Source organism: Actinoplanes xinjiangensis (assembly GCF_003148685.1).
Classification (GTDB): Bacteria; Actinomycetota; Actinomycetes; order Mycobacteriales; family Micromonosporaceae; genus Actinoplanes; species Actinoplanes xinjiangensis.
The window spans coordinates 76,976-97,116 of the sequence record NZ_QGGR01000007.1 but is presented as its reverse complement, the minus strand read 5'-3'; the positions used below and the strand labels follow the sequence as shown (position 1 = coordinate 97,116).

18 protein-coding genes are annotated in these 20,141 nt (G+C 71.6%); 11 read left to right on the top strand and 7 right to left on the bottom strand.

The window, feature by feature from the left end:
- Positions 1–106 precede the first annotated feature (106 nt).
- Positions 107–3,517, top strand: coding sequence for a TIR domain-containing protein (locus BC793_RS17390; RefSeq protein WP_146246321.1), 3,411 nt, complete (start codon positions 107–109; stop codon positions 3,515–3,517).
- On the opposite strand, the gene BC793_RS17385 is transcribed toward BC793_RS17390, so the two are convergent.
- Complete coding sequence (locus tag BC793_RS17385) at positions 3,514–4,494, bottom strand: LacI family DNA-binding transcriptional regulator (RefSeq protein ID WP_109593987.1); 981 nt, start codon at positions 4,492–4,494, stop codon at positions 3,514–3,516. The two genes, BC793_RS17390 and BC793_RS17385, sit on opposite strands and share 4 nt — an antisense overlap.
- 339 nt (positions 4,495–4,833) lie before the next feature.
- On the bottom strand, positions 4,834–5,094 hold the full coding sequence (locus BC793_RS17380; RefSeq protein WP_109593592.1) for a hypothetical protein: 261 nt from the start codon (positions 5,092–5,094) through the stop codon (positions 4,834–4,836).
- A 126-nt stretch (positions 5,095–5,220) separates the two neighbouring features.
- Between BC793_RS17380 and BC793_RS17375 the strand changes: the two genes are divergently transcribed.
- Complete coding sequence (locus BC793_RS17375) at positions 5,221–6,276, top strand: hypothetical protein (protein WP_109593591.1); 1,056 nt, start codon at positions 5,221–5,223, stop codon at positions 6,274–6,276.
- A gap of 73 nt (positions 6,277–6,349) precedes the next feature.
- Here the strand turns inward: BC793_RS17375 and BC793_RS17370 are convergent, their stop codons facing one another.
- Positions 6,350–7,387 (bottom strand): LCP family protein, encoded by a 1,038-nt coding sequence (locus BC793_RS17370; RefSeq protein ID WP_239170089.1) that lies wholly within the window; start codon positions 7,385–7,387, stop codon positions 6,350–6,352.
- A gap of 89 nt (positions 7,388–7,476) precedes the next feature.
- A complete protein-coding gene (locus BC793_RS17365) occupies positions 7,477–8,499 on the bottom strand; it encodes an LLM class flavin-dependent oxidoreductase (protein ID WP_109593589.1) in 1,023 nt (340 codons plus the stop codon).
- Positions 8,500–8,571: 72 nt separating this feature from the next.
- Between BC793_RS17365 and BC793_RS17360 the strand changes: the two genes are divergently transcribed.
- A complete protein-coding gene (locus BC793_RS17360; protein WP_109593588.1) occupies positions 8,572–9,045 on the top strand; it encodes a MarR family winged helix-turn-helix transcriptional regulator in 474 nt (157 codons plus the stop codon).
- Positions 9,046–9,178: 133 nt separating this feature from the next.
- The gene (locus BC793_RS17355) at positions 9,179–9,649 is read left to right on the top strand and encodes a QsdR family transcriptional regulator (RefSeq protein ID WP_109593587.1); all 471 of its coding nucleotides are present in this window, start codon (positions 9,179–9,181) and stop codon (positions 9,647–9,649) included.
- Here BC793_RS17355 and BC793_RS17350 read toward each other — a convergent pair.
- Complete coding sequence (locus BC793_RS17350) at positions 9,639–10,520, bottom strand: alpha/beta hydrolase family protein (protein WP_109593586.1); 882 nt, start codon at positions 10,518–10,520, stop codon at positions 9,639–9,641. The two genes, BC793_RS17355 and BC793_RS17350, sit on opposite strands and share 11 nt — an antisense overlap.
- Positions 10,521–10,722: 202 nt before the next feature.
- On the opposite strand from BC793_RS17350, the gene BC793_RS17340 reads away from it, so the two are divergent.
- Positions 10,723–11,883, top strand: coding sequence for an alkaline phosphatase PhoX (locus BC793_RS17340; RefSeq protein WP_109593585.1), 1,161 nt, complete (start codon positions 10,723–10,725; stop codon positions 11,881–11,883).
- A gap of 17 nt (positions 11,884–11,900) precedes the next feature.
- Complete coding sequence (locus BC793_RS17335) at positions 11,901–12,617, top strand: hypothetical protein (protein WP_109593584.1); 717 nt, start codon at positions 11,901–11,903, stop codon at positions 12,615–12,617.
- Here BC793_RS17335 and BC793_RS17330 read toward each other — a convergent pair.
- A complete protein-coding gene (locus tag BC793_RS17330) occupies positions 12,598–13,344 on the bottom strand; it encodes an SDR family NAD(P)-dependent oxidoreductase (RefSeq protein ID WP_109593583.1) in 747 nt (248 codons plus the stop codon). The two genes, BC793_RS17335 and BC793_RS17330, sit on opposite strands and share 20 nt — an antisense overlap.
- Positions 13,345–13,775: 431 nt before the next feature.
- Here BC793_RS17330 and BC793_RS17325 point away from each other — a divergent pair, with 431 nt between their 5' ends.
- Positions 13,776–14,537 (top strand): hypothetical protein, encoded by a 762-nt coding sequence (locus tag BC793_RS17325; protein ID WP_109593582.1) that lies wholly within the window; start codon positions 13,776–13,778, stop codon positions 14,535–14,537.
- Positions 14,538–14,729: 192 nt separating this feature from the next.
- Here BC793_RS17325 and BC793_RS17320 read toward each other — a convergent pair whose 3' ends face one another.
- Entirely contained in the window at positions 14,730–15,344 is a 615-nt protein-coding gene (locus BC793_RS17320) for a phosphatase PAP2 family protein (RefSeq protein ID WP_109593984.1), read from the bottom strand.
- A gap of 919 nt (positions 15,345–16,263) precedes the next feature.
- Here BC793_RS17320 and BC793_RS17315 point away from each other — a divergent pair.
- From BC793_RS17315 to BC793_RS17300, 4 genes are read left to right on the top strand one after another with little or no spacing between them, the layout of a single operon-like run.
- Positions 16,264–17,415, top strand: coding sequence for an MFS transporter (locus BC793_RS17315; protein ID WP_170167248.1), 1,152 nt, complete (start codon positions 16,264–16,266; stop codon positions 17,413–17,415).
- Positions 17,415–18,434, top strand: coding sequence for a zinc-dependent alcohol dehydrogenase (locus tag BC793_RS17310; RefSeq protein ID WP_109593581.1), 1,020 nt, complete (start codon positions 17,415–17,417; stop codon positions 18,432–18,434). Before BC793_RS17315 ends, BC793_RS17310 begins: the two co-directional genes overlap by 1 nt.
- Before the next feature lie 36 nt (positions 18,435–18,470).
- Positions 18,471–19,394 (top strand): ATP-binding cassette domain-containing protein, encoded by a 924-nt coding sequence (locus tag BC793_RS17305; protein WP_109593580.1) that lies wholly within the window; start codon positions 18,471–18,473, stop codon positions 19,392–19,394.
- Complete coding sequence (locus BC793_RS17300) at positions 19,391–20,131, top strand: ABC transporter permease (RefSeq protein WP_109593579.1); 741 nt, start codon at positions 19,391–19,393, stop codon at positions 20,129–20,131. The genes BC793_RS17305 and BC793_RS17300 overlap by 4 nt, the downstream gene beginning before the upstream one ends.
- Positions 20,132–20,141: the final 10 nt, after the last annotated feature.

The window sequence follows — 20,141 nt, the reverse complement described above, 5'->3', positions numbered from 1 at the left end:
ACGGTCGGGCGGCACTGTGACCCAATGATCTTCCGCCTTCCTGATAGGGCAAAGACAGGCGACAATCTGTGGTCGCCGAACGTCTTTGATCGCCGGGGGACCCGTAGTGACCTTCAACGGTTTTATCTCGTACAGTCATGCCGCGGACGGCCGGCTGGCTCCCGCCGTGCAGCGGGGCCTGCACCGCCTGGCCAAACCCTGGCATCGCCGGCGCGCCCTGTGGATCTTCCGGGATCAGACCGGACTGGCGGTGACCCCGGGGCTGTGGTCCTCCATCCAGACCGCGTTGGACGGCTCGGAGTACTTCGTGCTGCTCGCCTCGCCCGAGGCCGCGCAATCGCGGTGGGTGAACCGGGAGATCGAGCACTGGATCGCCACCAAGGCGGCGAATCGGATCCTGCCCGTGGTGACCGACGGGGAGTGGACGTGGGACCAGGAGCGTCACGACTTCACCGAGGACTCGACGGCGGTGCCCGCGGCGCTGCGGGGGGTGTTCACCGAGGAGCCACTGTTCCTGGATCTGCGGTGGGCGCGGGACAGCGAACATCTCAGCCTGCAGCATTCCCGCTTCCGGGACGCGATCGCCCAACTGGCCGCCCCGATGCACGGGGTGAGCAAGGACGAACTGGAGGGTGAGGACGTCCGGCACCATCGCCGGGCGCGCCGGCTCGGGTCCGGGGCGTTGGTGATGCTGGTGGTACTGACCATGTGGGCGGTGCTGACCAGCGTGTCGTCGGTGCGTAACGCCGACCGGGCGACGGCCGCGGCAGCCGACGCGTTGCATCAGCAGCAGGTGGCGGAGGTGCAACGCGGCAGCGCCGAGCGGTTCGCGCAGGAGGCGACCCGGCAGCAGGAGGTGGCGAAGGAGCAGCAGGCCCTGGCCGTGTCCGCGGCGGCTGAGGCGCAGCGGTCGGAGCAGTCGGCGCAGGAACAGCAATGGCTGGCGGACCAGGCGACCGCCGAGGCCCGGCGGCAGCAGCGGATCGCCGATCAGGCGGCGAAGCGGACCCGGAAACTGCAGCGGCTGTCGGAGAAGGCCGGCCAGCGGACGCAGCAGTTGGAGCAGGAGGCGCAGCAACTCGAGGCGGAGGCGCGGCGGTTGACGAACATCGCCGAGGAGAAGCAGCAGGAGGCCGAAGAGGCGACCGCCGAAGCCGCCAGGCAACAGGCCAAAGCGGACCACCAGCAGCGGATCGCGATCAGTCGACGGCTGACGACGCAGGGCAAGGCGACGGTCGGCAGCGATCCGAAGACGGCCCTGATGCTGGGGGCCGCAGCCCAGGAGCTGCTGCCCGACGCCGCGACGCGCAGCGAAGTCACCGGTGTCGTCACAGCGACGAGCTACGCCGGCACGATCAACGACGTGACATCGGCCGTCTACGGGTCGAACGGCGTCTTGGCGGCCCTCGGCACCGACGGCAAGGTGTCGCTGTGGAACACGACCGACCGGACGAATCCGGCCCGGATCACCACACTCCGCGACCCGGTCACGGACGACACACCCCTGACGTTCAGCCCGGACGGACGGACCCTGGTGGTTGTCGACGGGGCGGGCGACGCGGTCCTGTGGGATGTGACCGACCCGCCCCGCCCCGTCCGGCTCGCCACGGTGGCGCCGGCCGGCTTCGTACAAGCGGTGGCATTCAGCGCAGACGGGAGGACCCTCGCCACGGGCGGCGGCGGCGGGATCACGACCCTGTGGGACATGGCCGACCGATCCCGGCCCCAACAGCTCGCCACGATGGACGACTGGTCCCCGTATCCGGTGGTCGGTCTGGCGTTCAGCCCGGACGGCGCCACCCTGGTCGTGAACAAGATCCGATTCGCAGGGGCCTTCGACCTGAGCGATCGGACCGATCCCGTCTTCCTCCGCGGGTTGCCCAGCTTCGAGATGGCGTCGGCGGTGTTCGATCCGACCGGATCAACACTGGCCGTAGGGGACTTCGGCGGCTTGGTGAGTCTCTACGACATGAGGCGTACGGCCACCGCCGATGGCGAGCAGGACCGGATGGCGCCGCCGCCCCTGCCGCCGGACGGACCGGACACCGCCGATGGCGAGCCGAACCCGACTCCGCCGCCGCCCCTGCCGCCGGACGGACCGGACACCCCCGATGGCGAGCCGGACCGGAGCCCGCCGCCGCCCCTGCCGACGGACGAACCGGGCACCGATCCGTTCGACCGCATGGACGGCCTTGCTGGTGCAGTCGACGCGATCGCCTACAGCGCGAACGGGCACTATCTGGCCGCCGGTGGCGATCAGGGCACAGCGATGGTGTGGGACATGAGGTACGTGGAGGGCCCCGGGCGGGTCATCACCGTGCGGGCCAACGGCGCGATCAATACCGTCTCCTTCGACCCGGACGCGGAAACACTGGTCACCGCCGACAGTTCGGAGACGGCGACGCTCTGGAACGTCAGGCCCGTCGGGACTCCGGACCAGTTCGCCTCGCTCCCCGTCCAGGGTGGGCGGATTCAGGCGGCGGCGTTCCGGCCGGACGGACGTTCCCTGGTCGCCGCCGGCCCCGGCGGCACGGCGAACTCCTGGAACGTGACCGACCCCGCCCGGCCCGTCCAGGGTGCCGACCTGCCCATCCGCGGCGCGGAGGTGCGGGCGGTGGCGTTCAGTCCCGACGGCCGTACGGCGGCGGCCGTCGGGCGCCAGGACGGGCAGTTGACGCTGACGGATGTGACGCGCCCGGACCAGCCGGTCGTGCTCCCGGGCCTGACCGAGGCCGTGGCAGGGACCAACGCGATGGTGTTCAGCCCGGACGGGCGTACCCTCGCCGTCGTTGCCGGCCCCAACCGACTGCTGCTGTGGAACGTGGCCGACCGGACCCGCCCCGCCCTGCTGGCCACGCTGAGCGGCGAGACCTTCGGGGCGACGGTGGCCTTCAGCCCCGACGGGCGCACGCTGGCCACCGGCGTCGGCGAGCGCGGCCTGGTGCTGTGGGACGTGACCGACCGCACCGCCCCCGTACGACTCGGCACGATGGCCGGCCACAACGAGACGGTGACCACGGTGGCCTTCAGCCCGGACGGGCACACCGTGGCGAGCGGGGGCTCCGACACCCTGGCGATACTGTGGGACATCACCGACCGGGCCCGTCCACTCCGGCTCGCCACGCTGAACGGCCACTATGACACGGTCACCACGGTGGCCTTCAGCCCCGACGGGCGCACCCTGGCAACCGGGGACGGGGGCTCCGAGTTGTTCCTGTGGGACACCGCCAACCCGGCCGGGCCGATCCGGCTCGTCTCGATGCTCGGCCTCGGTGGCAGGGCGCAGGCGGTGCTGTTCAAGGGCGACGGGCGCACCCTTGCCGTCGCCGCCCATTCCGCCCGCCAACGCGCGACCGTCACGCTGTGGGACTACGCGAAGCTGAACAAGCTCCGCGCTGACCCGGCCGCATACGCCTGCGCCATCACCGGCCGCGGCCTCCGTGCCGACGAATGGGCCCGCTACATTCCCGAGGTTCCGTACCGGCGTACCTGCACCGGCTTGACGGCTCGCCGCTAGTGTCTCGCGCCGGAGGACGCGCGGACGACCAGGGTGGTGGGGAGGATGACCTCGGCGCCCTGGGCGGCCGTCATGCTGCCCGCCCGGCCCAGCAGAAGGTCGAGCCCGATCGCGCCGGCCCGGTCCTTGGGCACGGCGACGCTGGTCAGTGGCGGATGGCTCATCGCCGCGAGGCTGATGTCGTCGTAGCCGACCACGCTCATCCGCTCCGGAACGACCGCGCCGCGGGCCGCCAGCCGGTGCAGCAGCCCTGTCGCGACCAGGTCGTTGTAGGCGAGGACCGCGGTCGCCGGACCGGCCAGCACCAGGTCACCGGCGAGCACACCGCCGTCGAACGTCGGCGCGACCGAGCCGACCGACAGGATCTCCAGGCCGGCGTCGGACCCGAACTCGGCGAGCCCGGCCAGCCGCTGCCGGGTCGCCCAGGAGTCCTCCGGCCCGGAGACGTACGCGATCCGCCGGTGCCCGAGGGCACGCAGATGCCGGATCGCCTGCCGGGTGCCGTCGACGATGTCCGCGACCACCGACGACAGGCCCGGCACCCGCCGGTGCAGCAGTACCGTGTTCTGCGGGTCCGCGGCGGCCAGCAGCTCGGCGTCCCGGGAGCGCGGCGAGCACAGCAGGATCCCGTCGGTGTTGTGCCGCAGCGTCGCGATCGCCTCCAGCTCGGCGACCGGGTCCTCGTCGGTGTCGCTGATGAACACGCCGCAGTCCACCGCGCGGGCCCGTGCCGTCACCCCCTTGGCGACGTCGGCGAAGAACGGATTACGCAGGTCGGGGACGATCAACCCCAGATTTCCGGTACGCCCGGTGATGAGCCCCCGCGCCGCCCGGTTGGGCTGGTAGCCCAGCCGGTGCGCGACCGCCATCACCGCCTCGCGGGTGGACGGGCTGACACTGCCGCCGGTCAGGGCACGGGACACGGTCGACACGGAGACCCCGGCCGCACGCGCGACATCCTGCACGGTCGTGCGCACCAACCCGGCTCCTCACGCTGTGTCCTGTTGCCGCGCCAGCATAAGTCGCCGCTGAGTATCGTCACCGCAGGGGCCGCGCAGGAGGGACCGATAGGCGACGGCTACCGGCCCGCGGCGGAACGCCGGGACACCAGCAGCGCCCAGGCGGCGCCGGCCGCGACGCGTTCCAGGTCAGCGCGCTGACCACGCCGAAGGCGAGCAGGCTCAGCGCGAAGAGCCGCTCCGGGCCGATCCCAGCCGGTTCCGGCTGACCGCGGCCGTGGACGCCACCAGCCGTCCCCTGCGTGCCCGTGGGCCCGGGTCCGCGCCATGCCCCCGATCGCTGCTCCGACCCGGTGATCAGCGGCCCGGCCGACCACGATGCGGGAGCTGTGACATCTTCCACGAGGCGATCCATGAGCGGGCCGCGGTCGCCGGTACACGCGGGCCGGCGGCGATGACGCCGCGGTCGGCGCGAGCGGGCACGGCCGTCGGACCGGTGCCCAGGTGGACGGCGAGTGCGGCCGCGAACTCGGCGCCACGCAGCAGCAGGCGGGGCTGCCCGGCGGGCGCGGTGATCGCGGCGCCGCGGATGGTCGGAAATGCGACGGGGAACGTCATCTGAGTCATGAAACGAGCCTGACCTGCCAGTTTCTGTCCATCCCATGAGCGTCCTGTGGGATTGCTGTCGAGCCGTGATGGCGGCGTCATGACAGGGTGGGATCCGGTGCCGACGCTGGGAGTGAGATGACGATGCTGTCCGCTGGCGCGGCGCTGATCGCCGTGATGGTTCCGATGACCGGTGTGCCGGTGGTCGCGGCGCCGGAGACACTCTGCCGGGTGAAGGACGACCGGCTCGTGGAGATCTCCGGGCTGGTCACCGACGGCGACGGTTACGTGGCCGTCAACGACGGGGCCGACAAGGAGTCCGGGCGCAAGATCTTCTACCTGTCCGGCAAGTGCAAGGTGACCCGTACGGTGTCGTTCCCGTCGCAGCCACAGGACACCGAGGACATGGCCCGCGGCGCCGACGGGACCCTGTGGATCGGCGACATCGGCGACAACGACCGCAACCGGGAGACCGTGGGGGTGTGGCGGCTGGCGCCGGGCGCGAAGTCGCCGACCCTGTTCCGGCTGTCCTACCCCGACGGCGCGCACGACGCGGAGGCGTTGCTCGTGGCGGGCGACGGCACACCGATCGTGGTCACGAAGGACCCGCTGGCCGCGGGGGTGTATGTGCCGGCGAAGCCGCTGAACGCGTCGGCGACGGTGCCGCTGCGCCGGGCCGGGGACTTCCGGATCCCGGTGACGAACACCGACAATCCGTACGGGTTGAAGGGCCGGTTCGTGGTCACGGGTGCCGCCGCCAGCCCCGACGGCAGCAAGGTGGCGCTCCGGACGTACGCCGACGCGTTTGAATTCGATGTCGAACCGGGCGGGACCGCGGACGCCGTCGTCCGCGCGATCGGTGCCGGATCGGCTCGCAGGATCGCCCTGCCGGACGAGCCGCAGGGCGAGTCGATCGCCTACTCGGCCGACGGCACGGCCCTGCTGAGCATCTCCGAGATGACCGACGGCGCCGACGACGTGGACATGCTGCGCTACCCGTTGCCGGACGCCCCGGCGGCGGTCGCCGCGTCGTCGACGTCGCCGGGAGCCGGGACGAAGAAGAACCGGACCAGCGCGGCGGAGGCGGCCGGCGAGGGCGGTCTCCCGGTGGGGGCGCTGGCCGCCGGCGGCGCACTGATCGCCGCGGCCCTGCTGCTCGGGCTGGTCATCGCCCGCCGCCGCCGGTCCCGCTGAGCCGCCCTTCGGTCCCGCCGCGCCGGGCTGATCCGAGCGTGTCGTTCCACCGTGTCAGGGCGGGCACCAAGGGTCACCGGCTACGGCCGACGGGGTCGACCAGCGTGGGGTGGCCGAGGAGGTAGCGGGCCACCCGGTCCTCCTTGACGGCGGCGAAGAAGTCGGTGACGCCGGCGTCGAAGCGTTCCCCGAGGTAGCGGTCGCCGTCGAAGAGCGGGCCGCCGGGCAGGGTGATGGTGGTGACGGTCGTGGTGTCGACGTCCTTCAGCGCGATCAGCCAGTCGGTGATGTCGTGGCCGCCGCCGTCGAAGGTGAGGTCGTCGCCGATGGCGGTCAGCACCCGCATCAGCCGGGCCGGGTCGGTGATCTGCGCGGCGACGGCCCGCAGCAACTGCCGCTGGTGGCGTTGCCGGTCGTAGTCGCTGCGCGGGAGTCCGTAGCGCTGCCGGACGAAATCGAGCGCCTCCCACGGGCGCAGGCGCACCGGCGTCGTGCTCTTCGGGTACGTCTTCTGCGGCCCGGTGTACGGCCGCAGGCAGTCGCCCCCGGTCCGGCAGCCGGGCAGCAGGTCGCGGCGGGTGCCGTCGGGTTTGAGGTGCTCGGAGACGACGTCCTGGTCGACGGTCAGCCGGACGCCGCCGAGGGCCGCGACCATCCGCTTGAATCCGCCGAAGTTGATCACCGCTCCGGCGTCGAACCGGAGGCCGGTGACCTGGCCGACCGTGGTGGCGAGCAGCTCGTAGCCCTGGGCCGGGTCGTAGCGGTTCACGCCGACCTCGCTGCCCAGCGCCATCGCCGCGTTGACCTTCGCGTACCGGCCGGCGGTTCTGGTGGGGGTGAACGGCGGGATCCACACGACCAGGTCGCGGGGCAGCGAGAACAGGTAGACGCCGCTGCGGTCGGCCGGTACGTGCGCCACGATGATCGTGTCGGCGAGCGGCCGGACGTGGGTGCCGCGCGGGTCGATGCCGGCCAGCAGGATGTTGAGCGGCCCGGCCGGCACGGCTCGCGGCACGCCCGCCACGGACGGCACGGTGACCGCGGCGGGCACCAGCAGCAGGATCCCTACGGCGATGGCGAGCCGGGCCCACCACGGCGCACGGCGTTGCACGGACTGGGCCACCTCATACCTCCCGTTGATGAACCGAAGGGGATGGTTGCACGTTATGAGGTGGTATGAGGGCTTTATTCCGGAAATCCTCAGGAGGCCAGCAGGTCGCGGACCATCGGGGCGACCTTCGCCCCGAACAGTTCGACCGCGCGGGTACGGGCGCTGACCGACTGCGCTCCGGCGGTGTAGATCAGGTCGAATCGGCCCACGCCCAGGGTGCGGATCGCACCGGCCATCTTGCGGGCCACCGTCTCCGGGGCGCCGATGTACAACGAGCCGGACTCGACCTCGCGGTCGAACTCGGCGCGGGTGAGCGGCGGCCAGCCACGCAGCGCCCCGATCCGGTCCCGCTGGATCTTGTACGCGGGGTAGAACAGCTCCTTGGCCTGCTCGTCGGTGTCGGCCACGAATCCGGGCGAGTGCATGCCGACCGGGTGGGCCGCGGTGCCGAGCTGCTCGGTCGCCCGCCGGTAGAGGTCGATGTAGGGCGCGAACCGGGCTGCCGGGCCGCCGATGATGGCGAGCATCAGCGGCAGGCCGTACCGGGCGGTGCGGACCACCGACTCCGGGGAGCCGCCGACGCCGACCCAGGTGGCCAGCCGGCCGGACTCGGTCTTGGGGTGGACGTCGGCGTCGGTGAGCGCGGCGCGGGTCGTCCCGGACCAGGTGACCGGCTTCTCGTCGAGCAGCTGCACGAACAGGTCGAGCTTCTCCTCGAAGAGCACGGCGTAGTCGGCCATGTCGTAGCCGAACAGCGGGAACGACTCGGTGAACGAGCCCCGCCCGAGGATCACCTCGGCGCGGCCGCTGGACAGCGCGTCGACGGTGGCGAACCGCTGGAAGACCCGGACCGGGTCGTCGGAGCTGAGGACGGTGACGCCGGAGCCGAGCTTGATGCGCCCGGTGCGGCCCGCGATGCCGGCGAGGACGGTCTCCGGGGTGGAGATCGAGTACTCCGGGCGGTGGTGCTCGCCGAGCGCGATCGCGTCGACGCCGAGCTGGTCGGCGAGGACCGCCTCGTCGACGACCTGCCGGATGGCGGCCGCCTGTGAGATCGGCTGCCCGGCGTCGTCGACCGGGACGTCACCGAAGGTGTCGAGGCCGAGGATCATGGCGCTTCCTCCATACTGATTGACGTGTCAACTAGGCTGATCGACACGTCAAACAGTGGAGGGTCGAGGTTTATGCCCAGGAGACTTCCGACATCCGCCGAGCTGCGGATCTGGCGGGACTTCATCGAGACGGTCGAGGCGCTGCGGGGCGTCGTCGCCGCACGCCTCCAGGCCGAGACCGGCCTCTCCCCCGGCGACTACGTGGTGCTGCTCGCCCTCAGCGAGGCCCCGCAGACCCGGCTGCGCCCATCCGACCTGGCCGTCGCGATCGGATGGGAACGCAGCCGCCTGTCGCACCACCTGGGCCGGATGGAGCGGCGCGGCCTGATCCGGCGGGAGGGGTTCAGCGGCGACAGCCGGGGCGCCTCCGTGGTCCTGGCGGAGGCCGGCTCGACGGCGTTCCACTCCGCGACCGTGCCGCACCTGACGGTCGTTCGCGAGTTGTTCGTCGACGCGCTCACCCCGGAACAACTCGGCGCCGTGGCGGAGATTACCGCGGCACTTCGGGACCAACTTCCGGAAACGTTGAACCGCGGCGCCCTCTGAAACGTATCCACTACGGCCAGGATGCATTTCTCGGGGGAGGAGAACAGCCATTCCCACCGCGCGGCGCGTCATCGCCCCGGAGGTTCTTCTACGGGGCGCGGCATACCATTATCTGCGGCATTCGACGATAGACATGGATATTCTCGCCGGGGAGCTGGCGATCAGCCGGGCGACGCTCTACCGCGCCGTCGGCAGCCGGGACGCGCTGCTCGGCGAGGTGTTCTGGGCGATCGCCAAGGTCCTGATCGCGGAGGCGGCCGGGGAGGCCGGCGGCACCGGGCCGGACCGGGTGATCCAGGTGTCCCGGGTCTTCTCCGAGCTGCTCGACTCGGCCCAGCAGATGCGGCAGTTCGTCGCCGCGGAGCCGCAGACCGCGGCCCGGGTGCTGTTCACCGCGGCCGCCGAGCTGCGACAGCACGCCATCGACGCCCAGCTGCGGATCTTCGTGGAGTCGGGGATCAAGGGCGACCCGGCGGACCTGCGCCGCCGCGCCGCCCTCTACCTACGGACCCTGGAGGGTGTTCTCTACGGTCCGCTGCTGGGCAGCGGGCCGATCGCCTTCGAGTCGGCGGAGCCGGCCCTGCGGGCGTTGCTCACTGACTGATCTGGTCACAGGTCGCGCGGTACTCCTGCACCGCCGCGCCGGTGCCCGGTCCCGGGCAGACGAACTGCCGGTAGCGGGTGTCGTCGTCGACGAAGAGCTTCAGCCAGGAGATGCTGAACTTCGCGATCGTGGTGTTCGGCGTGTTCGGTGCGAAGTGGCTGGCGCCGTTGAGCTCCAGGAACGCCTTGCCGGGCGCGGCCGGCAGGCTCTGGAAGAACGGCCGGGAGTGGCTGCGTACCGGCGCGATGGTGTCGGCTTCGGCGCCGATCACCAGCGTCGGCACGGTCACCCGGCTGAACGACTTGCTCAGGTTCCACGGCGTCAACGGGATCGCGGCCTGCAACGCGGGCCGGCTCTGCGCGGCCTCCAGGGTGCCGCCGCCGCCCATCGAGTGCCCGACCACCGCCACCCGGTTCGGGTCGACCCGTGCCCGTACGCTGCTGCGCTGGGTCAGGAAGTCGGCGGCCGCGAGCAGCTGGCGGCCACGGCTGGCCGGCTGGTCGGAGGTGGTCAGCGTGTCGATGTTGAAGACCACGAAGCCCTGCGAGGCGAGCCGCGGTGCCAGCCAGGCCATGCTCGACTTGCGGGCGGTGAAGCCGGGTGCGATGACCACCGCGCCGAAGGTGCCGGCGCCGGTGTCGGTCGGGGCGTAGATGTCGCCGCCGCCGAAGCCGGACACCGACGCCCGGGACACCGTGGACTCGGCGATCGCGAACGGACCGCGGACCGCCTCGATGCTGCTGTTGCTCGGCGCCGGGCCCTTCGCGAACGACGCGGTGGCCGCGTCGGCATCCGGGATCAGCGTGATTCCGGCACCACCGAGAGCAACCGCCGCCGCGATTCCGAATAACTTCGGGATGACCTTGCCCATTTCTTTCTCCCCACTGGATGAAACGTTATCTGCGATCGATTCTTGAATCGCCGGGGAGGCGCCGACAATGGTTCGGCGATACGTGAGACGGGGGTCCGGGCATCCGGCAGCAAATTGCCCGAAACGGACGAAGATTGATGGTCAGCGATTCGACGCCTGCTGTTCAGCGACTGTCTTCAATGCGCGAATACGGTCGGCGCCCATGGATCGGCGAACTCTTCTGCGTACCACTGTGGCCGGCGCTGGTGGCCTGGCCCTGCCCTTCACCGCCTGGTCGGCCGCCTACGCCGCGCCGGCCCAGAACGCCACCGGACCGTACGGCGCGCTCCAGGCCGCCGACGCCAACGGCATCCAGCTGCCCGCCGGCTTCACCAGCACGGTGATCGCCCGCTCCCGGCAGACCGTGCCGAACACGTCGTACGTCTGGCACGACGCCCCCGACGGCGGCACGGTGATCCCGAACGGGTCCGGCTGGATCTACGTCTCCAACTCCGAGGTCAGCTCGTCGGCCGGCGGCGGCGCGTCCCGGATCCTGTTCGACTCCGCGGGCACGATCGTCGGCGCGTCCCGCATCCTCTCCGGAACCAACCAGAACTGCGCGGGCGGCCGGACCCCCTGGAACACCTGGCTGAGCTGCGAGGAGATCGACCTCGGCCGGGTCTGGGAGACCTACCCGCTCGGCGGGACCGCGGTGGCCCGCCCGGCGATGGGCCGGTTCAAGCACGAGGCGGCCGCCGCCGACCCGGTCCGCAAGGTCATCTACCTCACCGAGGACGAGACGAACGGCCGGTTCTACCGGTTCGTGCCCACCACCTGGGGCGACCTGTCCTCCGGCACGCTCCAGGTGTTCGTCGCCGGATCCGGCACCTCCGGCTCGTACACCTGGGCGACCGTGCCCGACCCGGACGGCTCGCCGACCCGGACCCGCAGCCAGGTCTCCGGCTCGAAGTCGTTCAACGGTGGCGAGGGCTGCCACTACGCCAACGACACGGTGTGGTTCACCACCAAGGGCGACAACCGGGTGTGGCAGGTCAACCTGCTGACCGGTACGTACGAGCTGGCCTACGACGACAACCTGGTCACGCCCGGGAGCGCGCCGCTCACCGGGGTCGACAACGTGACCGGGTCGTCGTACGGCGATCTCTATGTCGCCGAGGACGGCGGCAACATGGAGATCTGCATGATCACGCCGGACGACCGGATCTCGGTGTTCCTGCGGGTCACCGGGCAGGGCTCGTCGGAACTGTGCGGGCCGGCGTTCACCCCGGCCGGCAACCGCCTCTATTTCTCGTCGCAGCGGGGAACGAGCGGTTCGACGTCAGGCGGCATCACCTACTGCATCACCGGACCGTTCCGGACATAACCGCATATGCTCGGCGGATGGACCGGGTCACGGAACTGCTGGACGGCTGGCGGCAACTGGCCGCCTGGCGGCACGACTGGACCGCGAGTCCCGGTCCGCGCAAGTGGAACGCCCTGGTCGACCGCCTCACCCGCATCGCGGAGGAGGCGGTCGCCGACCCGGCCGACGTCGCCCGGATCACCGAGATCGCCGACACGGACCCCGACGAGGAGGTACGCCGGAACGCCCGCCAGTGGATCCACCCGTGGGTGCCCCGCCCACCGGAACGCGAACACCTCGACCGCTGGCTGCGGCACCCGCTGATCGACCTGGGCGACGTCCCGGCCGAGCACGGGATCATGCTCGTCCCGGGCACGGAGTCGCTCACCTGGGTCGGCACCGGCGACATCCTCGTCCAGCTCGAGACACCCGAGTATGCGGCGGCCACCGAGGCCTGGGACACCCTGCCCCGCGGTGGCGCACTCCAGTTCCGCCGCGACGGCACGGTCCGGCACGTCACGGATCCCCGGCCCGGCCCGGAAAGCTGGGATCCCGTCGACGTGTGGACCTTCCCGGAGGACTGCGCCCCGGCCAACCGGCGGCTCCTGGAGACCGTCCACTCCCAGTGGGGCCTGATCGAGGACTTCGGCCCGGCGCACCCGCTGCCGATGATCCGCGGAACCGGCCCCCGGCGGATGCTGCACCTGCCCGGTCAGGCGCCGGTCGAGTACCTGCTCACCCCGGCGGTGCACTGACGCCCGGCCGGGTGGCGTCGGCGATCGCCTTGTGCGAGACGTGGGCGGTGAGGCCGCCGTCGACCACGATCTCGGCGCCGTTGACATAGGCGGACTCGTCGGAGACCAGGTAGACCATCAGCGGGGCCACGTCGGCGGGGGTACCGATCCGGCCCAGCGGGATCTCCGGCAGAGCCGCGTCGAAGAACGCCCGCGGCGCGGACTCCATGAGCGGGGTGTCGATGAGGCCGGGCATCACGGCGTTCACCCGGATGCCGCGGACGCCGAGCTCCAGGGAGGCACTACGGGTCAGGCCGCGCAGCGCCCACTTGCTGGCCGTGTACGCGGCGGCCGCGTGCCCGGAGACCGCGGCGACCGAGCAGACGTTGACGATCGACGAACCCGGCGGCATCAGCGGGACCAGCGTCTTCATCGACAGCATCGGACCGGTCAGGTTGACGGCCAGGGTGTTCTCCCAGGCGGCCAGGTCGATGTCGGGCAGCCGGTCGCGACCGGTGACGCCGGCGTTGTTGATCACCGCGTCGACCCGGCCGTAGCTGGAACGCAGCTCGTCGGCCAGCCGGGTCCACTGCGACAGCGACCGCACGTCCAGCGGGCGGACGTCGTCACCCGCCAGCACGTCCGTGGCGATCACGGTCGCCCCTTCGGCCCGCAGGGCGGCGGCCTCCGCGTACCCCTGACCCCGGGCCGCCCCGGTGATCACCACGATCTTGCCCGAGCACCTCACGGCGCCTCCCTCGGGTGGTGATCGAGCTTCATCGGACGGCGGTCTTTCTGCGCAGCGCAGGCACCCGTCGGGGACGGGTCGGGGCTCCCCGGAACATGGACGGCTCCTTCGGATCAACAGTGATATGAGCGCCGTCACCGGCTGAGAAGGAGCCAACCAAAGCCGGGACCATCCCGGAAATCACTCGTCGACATGGCAGCGATCAGGCCGGGTGATGGTGCGCGCCTCCGCCGCCGTGAATACGGATCCTGTACGCCACGGCCCGCCCCGCCGCCTCGCTGGCCTTGCCCGCCTCGCCGCGCCGCGCTGGCCTCACCTGCTTCGCTGGCCTTGCCCGCCTCGCCGCGCCGCGCTGGCCTCACCTGCTTCGCTGGCCTTGGCCGCCTCGCCCGACATCGACGCTCGCCGAGGCCTCGTATGGTGACACCGTGATGACCGTCGCGACTGTGACGCTCTGCCTCGGCATTCTCCTCGTGGCCGGCGCCGGAATCTTCGTGCTGCTGATCCTCGGCGATCTGCGGGCTCTCTGGATCCTGCTGCGCCTCCGCCCGTCCCCCATCGGCACCCGCGGCCGGGTCGCCCTGGAGGGAACCACCGAATACGGCGCCGCCGGCCGTCAGATCGCCCCGGTCACCGGCGAGGACTGCACCTGGTACCGGGTGCTCCTGCTGCGTGAACCCAGCCGCGCCTTCTCCACCGGCGACGGCCCCGACCACGACGTGATCCTGGAAGCCGAGTCACCGTCCTGGCCCGCCCTCACCGACCACAGCCGGAGGATCCCGGTCGACCCGCGGCTGGTCTCCCCGAGCCGGGCCCTCTACGACCCGATCATGAGCGGGACACCCGCCTACACGGTCACCGAGCTGGAACACAGCCATGCCAAGCCGGTCCCGCTGCCGGCGATCGTTCCCACCGACGTCATCGACGGCCTCCGCAAGTCCGAACGTCTCCACCTCACCGAGATCCGGGTCCCCCGTGGTCGGACGGTCTTCGCCATGGGCCGGGTCACCACACGGGGCCTGCTCCCCAACCGGACCGGCCTGACCGTCTTCACCACCGACTCCCGTGCCACGACCATCACCACCCGCCGGGAGGACGTCCGCATCGGCGGAACGGCGGTCGTCTGGCTCACCGCGATCGGCCTGCTCCTGGCCGTCCCCTCAGCCATCTACCTGCTCACCCTGCCCGGCTGAACCGCGCCCGCCCGTCGAGTCGCCGCCCGTTCCCCGCCCCGTCACCGATACGCCGACCGGTCCGAGGCCGCGTGCCAGGTCAACCCGCTCGCCCGCTCACCCGCCCGCTGGCCCAGCCCGCCTCCGCCCGCCTGCCAACCCGGCCCCACGCTGACAACCTGCCCGGCCTGCCAGCGCGTGCGGAGCCGGGCGTCAGCGCAGGGTCGGGTAGAGGAGGCCTGTGGCGCAGGCTCCCACCAGGGCTCCGGCCAGGACCTGCGCGATGGTGTGGTCACGGAGGTGGACCCGGGACCAGCCGACGGCTGCGGCCAGCGGCCAGGTGAACAGCAGGACCCACCCGAAGACGACCGTGAAGGTCACCGCGGTCCCGGCAGCCACCAGCGAATGGATGGAGATCTTCCAGCGGGCCAGCAACGTGATCGGGGTGGCCACCACCAGGGCCGCGGCCATGCAGGCGATCAGGGCCAGCAGGTCGCGGGGCGCACCGGCGGCGGCCAGGGCCAGGGTGCCGGAGGCGGTGGAACCCAGACAGACCAGCATCGGCAGCGTTCGCTGGGCGCGGACGCCGACGTGCCGGTCGGTCCAGGAGCCACGGCGCACACCGTGCAGAATGTAGGCGATCGGCAGGAAACTGGCCGCGGCGGCTGCGATCACGCCGGTGACCAGCGCGGACATCGGGGAATCAGCAGACGCCCAGGCCACCGCGAACAGCACCGTGGCCACCAGCACCGCCGGCGACAGGATCTCGGTGAACAGCCGCGCCACCCGGTCCGCCACCACGGCCTGCTCGGTGCCTGACGTCGCCATGACGTCGATCATCGCAAATCCCCGATCCCGGCCCCCGGCACGGCTCCCGTCCGTCTCCCGACCACTCCACCTTCCCCAACCGGGCGGCCACTCTCCCCGTTTCCGTCGATCCGGAGACACACCACCCACCAGGTGCTAATGACCTTCTCCGCACCCCGATCCCGTGAAGTTCCGCGACACCGGCGCGCCGAAGCCCCACAGGACCGCGGGCGGCTGCGGCTCGTGTCCGCCTTCCGGCGCCGCCGATCTCGCCCAGCTGGCCACCACCGCTGCCTCACGACCCCCGAAACAGCGCCCCGGACCAGCCCGGAAGAGCCAGCTGGCTCCCACCGCTGCCTCAGCGCGTCTGAGACAGCGCCCAGGACCAGCCAGGAAGAACCGGCTGGCTCCCACCGCTGCCTCAGCGCGTCTGAGACAGCGCCCAGGACCAGCCAGGAAGAACCGGCTGGCTCCCACCGCTGCCTCAGCGCGTCTGAGACAGCGCCCAGGACCAGCCAGGAAGAACCGGCTGGCTCCCACCGCTGCCTCAGCGCGTCTGAGACAGCGCCCAGGACCAGCCAGGAAGAACCGGCTGGCTCCCACCGCTGCCTCAGCGCGTCTGAGACAGCGCCCAGAACCAGCCCGAAAGAACCGGCTGGCTGCCACCGCTGCCTCAGCGCGTTTGAGACAGCGGCCAGGACCAGCCGGGGAGGACCGGCTGGCTGTCACCGCTGTCTCGGGGCGTTTGAGACAGCGGTGAGGACCAGCTGGCGGGCGTGAGCCGCTGCTGTCGGCGGCAGTGGCGGGGCCGGGCGCCGGAGGGCGGGAGGTTTGTGCGGCGGGGGCGCGGGAGGGGCCTCTTGCGTGGGGTGGGGGCGGGTGGTTCGTACCGGAGAGGGGATCTTGACCGTGGGGAGCGGACCGTAAGAGGCTCGCGGACGTGAAGCGCCTACTGCCGGCCGCGTCCGCGGCTGCGACGGTCTTTCTCGTCGCCCTCTGTCTGCGGCCCGCGATCACCGCGGTGGGGCCGCTGCTTCCGCAGATCAGCGCGGATGCCGGGCTCGGGGAGGCGGCGCAGGGCCTGCTCGGTGCGCTGCCGTTGCTGGCGTTCGCGTTCGTGTCGCCGCAGGTGCACCGGCTTTCCGGGCGGTTCGGGATGGAGCGGGCGGTGCTGCTGGCGCTGCTGGTGCTGGCCGCGGGTTCGGTGGCGCGGTCCTACACGGGCACGGCGGGGCTGTGGGCCGGCACCGCCGTGATCGGGTGTGCGATAGCGGTCGGGAACGTGCTGGTGCCGGCGATCGTGAAGCGCGACTTCGCGGCGAACGTGTCGCGGGCCACCGGGTTCTGCACGGCGTTCATCACGCTGGCGGCGAGTACCGCGTCGGCGGTGGCCGTTCCGGTCGCGGATGCCGTGGACTGGCGGCTGTCGCTGGCCTTGTGGGCGATCCCGACGCTGGTCGTGGCGGCAGTGTGGGCGCCGCGGGCGAAGCCGGAGCCGGTCGCCGACGTGAGCGTGCCGGGTGCCGGCGCACCGGTGTGGCGGCAGCCGAGGGCGTGGCTGATCACCGCGTTCATGGGCTTGCAGAGCACCTGCTTCTACGTGCTGGTGACCTGGCTGCCGACGATCGAGATCAGTCACGGGGTGTCCGAGCGGACCGCGGGATTGCACCTGTTCCTGATTCAGGGCATGGGGATCCTGGGCGGGCTCGCGGTTCCCCTGCTGCTGCGGGACCCGGCGACGCGGGCCCTCGGCGCGATCGCGGCGAGCCTGCCGGTGGTGGTGGCGATGGGTGGGCTGCTGGCCGCGCCGGGGCTGGCGGTGCTGTGGGCGGCGATCGCCGGGCTGGGGCAGGGTGCTTCGCTGGTGGCGGCGCTGACCCTGATCAGTCTCGGTGGGCGTACGGCCTCGGAGACGACCCGGCTGTCCGGGATGGCGCAGTCGCTCGGCTACCTGCTGGCCGCGGCGGGCCCGGTGGCGGCCGGTGTGCTGGCCGAACGCACCGGCGCCTGGGAGGCTACCCTCGTCATGATCATCGGGCTCGGCGTGCTCCAGACGGCGGCGGGCGCGGCGGCCGGGCGGAAGGGATCCTGATGCGCGCACTGGTGCTGACCGGCCCCGGAAGGGCCGAGGTCAGGCAGGTTCCGGCACCGGTCGCCGGGCCGGGGCAGGTGGTCGTCGACGTGGCGCGTGCCGGGGTCTGCGGCACCGATGTGGAACTGTTCACCGGCGAGATGAGCTACCTGCACAGCGGCGTCTCGTCGTATCCGCTGCGCCCCGGCCACGAGTGGTCGGGCACCGTCCGGGAGGTCGGCGCCGGGGTGGACGCTTCGTGGCTGGGCCGGCGCGTCACCGGTGACACGATGATCGGTTGCGGTCACTGCCGGCGGTGCACCGGTGGGCGGCACCACGTCTGCCCGGAACGGCACGAGCTGGGCATCCGGGACGGGCTCGCCGGTGCGCTGGCCGAGCGGCTGGCGTTTCCGGCGGCCTACCTGCACGCCCTGCCGGACGGGGTGGACGCCGTCGCCGGTGCTCTGGTCGAGCCGGCCGGCAACGCGCAGCGATGTGTGGACGCGGCCGCACTGTCCACCGGGGAACGGCTGCTGGTCCTGGGTACCGGCACGATCGGGCTGCTCACCGCGATGCTGGCCCGGGCCCGCGGCATCGAGGTGCATCTGCTCGGGCAGGAGCTGACGTTCGCCCGGTCGCTCGGGTTCGGCGACGTGTGGACGCGGGACTCGTTGCCGTCGCTGCCGTGGGACGCGGTCGTCGACGCCACCAACGCCGCGTCCCTGCCGGGGCTGGCGGTCCAGCTGGTCGAACCCGGCCGGCGGCTGGTCTACATCGGTCTGTCCGGCACACCGAGCACGATCGACACCCGCGACGTGGTGCTCAAGGACGTGACCGCCGTCGGGATCCTCGGCGCGTCGGCGGGGCTGGCGCCGGCGATCGCCGCGTTCGCGTCCGGGGCGGTGGATCCGCGGCCGCTGGTGGCCGCGACGGTCTCCCTCGACGAGGCCGCCGGTGTGCTGTCCGGGTGGCGCCCCTCGTCGGCGGGAGCGGGTCCCAAGGTGCTGATCGATCCCGTGGGCGCCGTGTCAGAGGCGTGACAGGGGGCTGTCAGCGCGGGCCTCGAATCTTCTCGCATGAGTGATTCGGCGATTGAGGTGTCCGGCCTGCGTAAGGCCTTCGGGACCAGGGTCGTGCTCGACGGCATCGATCTGCAGGTCCCGGCCGGCACGGTCTTCTCCCTTCTCGGCCCGAACGGGGCTGGCAAGACCACCACGGTCAACATCCTCACCACCCTGATCCAGGCCGACGGCGGTTCGGTCCGGGTGGCGGGCCGGGACGTGATCAGAGACGCCAAGGGGGTACGGGCACACATCGGCGTGACGGGCCAGTTCGCCGCGGTGGACGACCTGTTGACCGGGCAGGAGAACCTGCAACTGATGGTGGATCTGAAGCGCGCCGACAGCGCCGTGATACCCGGGCTGCTGGAGCGGTTCGACCTGACCGGGGCGGCGCGGAAGCCGGTCGCCACCTATTCCGGGGGCATGCGCCGCAAGCTGGACCTGGCGATGACGCTCGTCGGCGGTCCGCGGATCATCTTCCTCGACGAGCCGACCACCGGTCTGGACCCGCGCAGCCGGCGCACGATGTGGGACATCATCCGTGACCTGGTGGCCGGTGGGGTGACGATCTTCCTCACCACCCAGTATCTGGAGGAGGCCGACCAGCTCGCCGACCGGATCGCAGTCCTCGACCAGGGTCGCCTGGTCGCCCAGGGCACCCCGGCCCAGTTGAAGCGGCAGATTCCGGGCAGTCACGTCCGGCTCCGGTTCAGCGCGGCGCCCGAAGCCGAGGCGGCGGCAGGGCTCCTCCCCGGCGCGACCCGTGACGAGGACGGCGTGACGCTGCGGGTTCCCGGTGACGGCGGCACCGCGTCGCTGCGGGACCTGCTGAACCGGCTCGACGACCACGGGGCCCATGCCGAGGAACTGTCCGTACACACCCCCGACCTCGACGACGTCTTCCTGGCCCTGACCGGGCGAGAGGTGAGCACCCGATGAGCGACTCGACGATCATGCTGCGACGCAACTTCAAGCACACACTGCGCAACCCGGCCGCGGTGTTCAATTCGGTCCTGTTCCCGGTCGTCATCATGGTCATGTTCGTCTACGTGATGGGCGGGGCGTTCGACGTCGGCGTCGACTACGTGGACTACGCGACGCCGGGGATGATCCTGCTGGCCGTCTGTTACGGGCTCAGCGCCACCGCGACGGCCGTGAACTCGGACATGACCAAGGGCATCATCAACCGGTTCAAGGTCATGGACGTCTCCCGGGGCGCGGTCCTGACCGGGCACGTCGTCGCGAGCATGCTGAACAACGTGATCGCGGTCGCGGCGATCATCGGGGTGGCGTTGCTGCTGGGCTTCCGCTCGCCGGCCGGGCTCACCGGCTGGCTCGGCGTGATCGGTCTCGCCCTGCTGCTCAGCTTCTCGGTCAGCTGGTTCACGGTCGCTCTCGGCCTGTCCGCGAAGTCACCGGAGACCGCGGGGCTGGGCTCGGTGCCGCTGGTCATGCTGCCGTTCTTCAGCAGCGCGATCGTGCCGGCCGAGAAGGTGGGCACCGGCGTCGCACAGTTCGCCGAGTACCAGCCGTTCACACCGATCATCGAGGCGCTGCGGTCGCTGCTGGCCGGAACACCGGACACCACCGCGCTGATCACGTCGGTGGCCTGGTGCGCGGGGATCGCCCTGCTCGGCTACGTGTGGGCGATCCGCACCTTCAACCGGCGAGCCTGACCCCGCACCG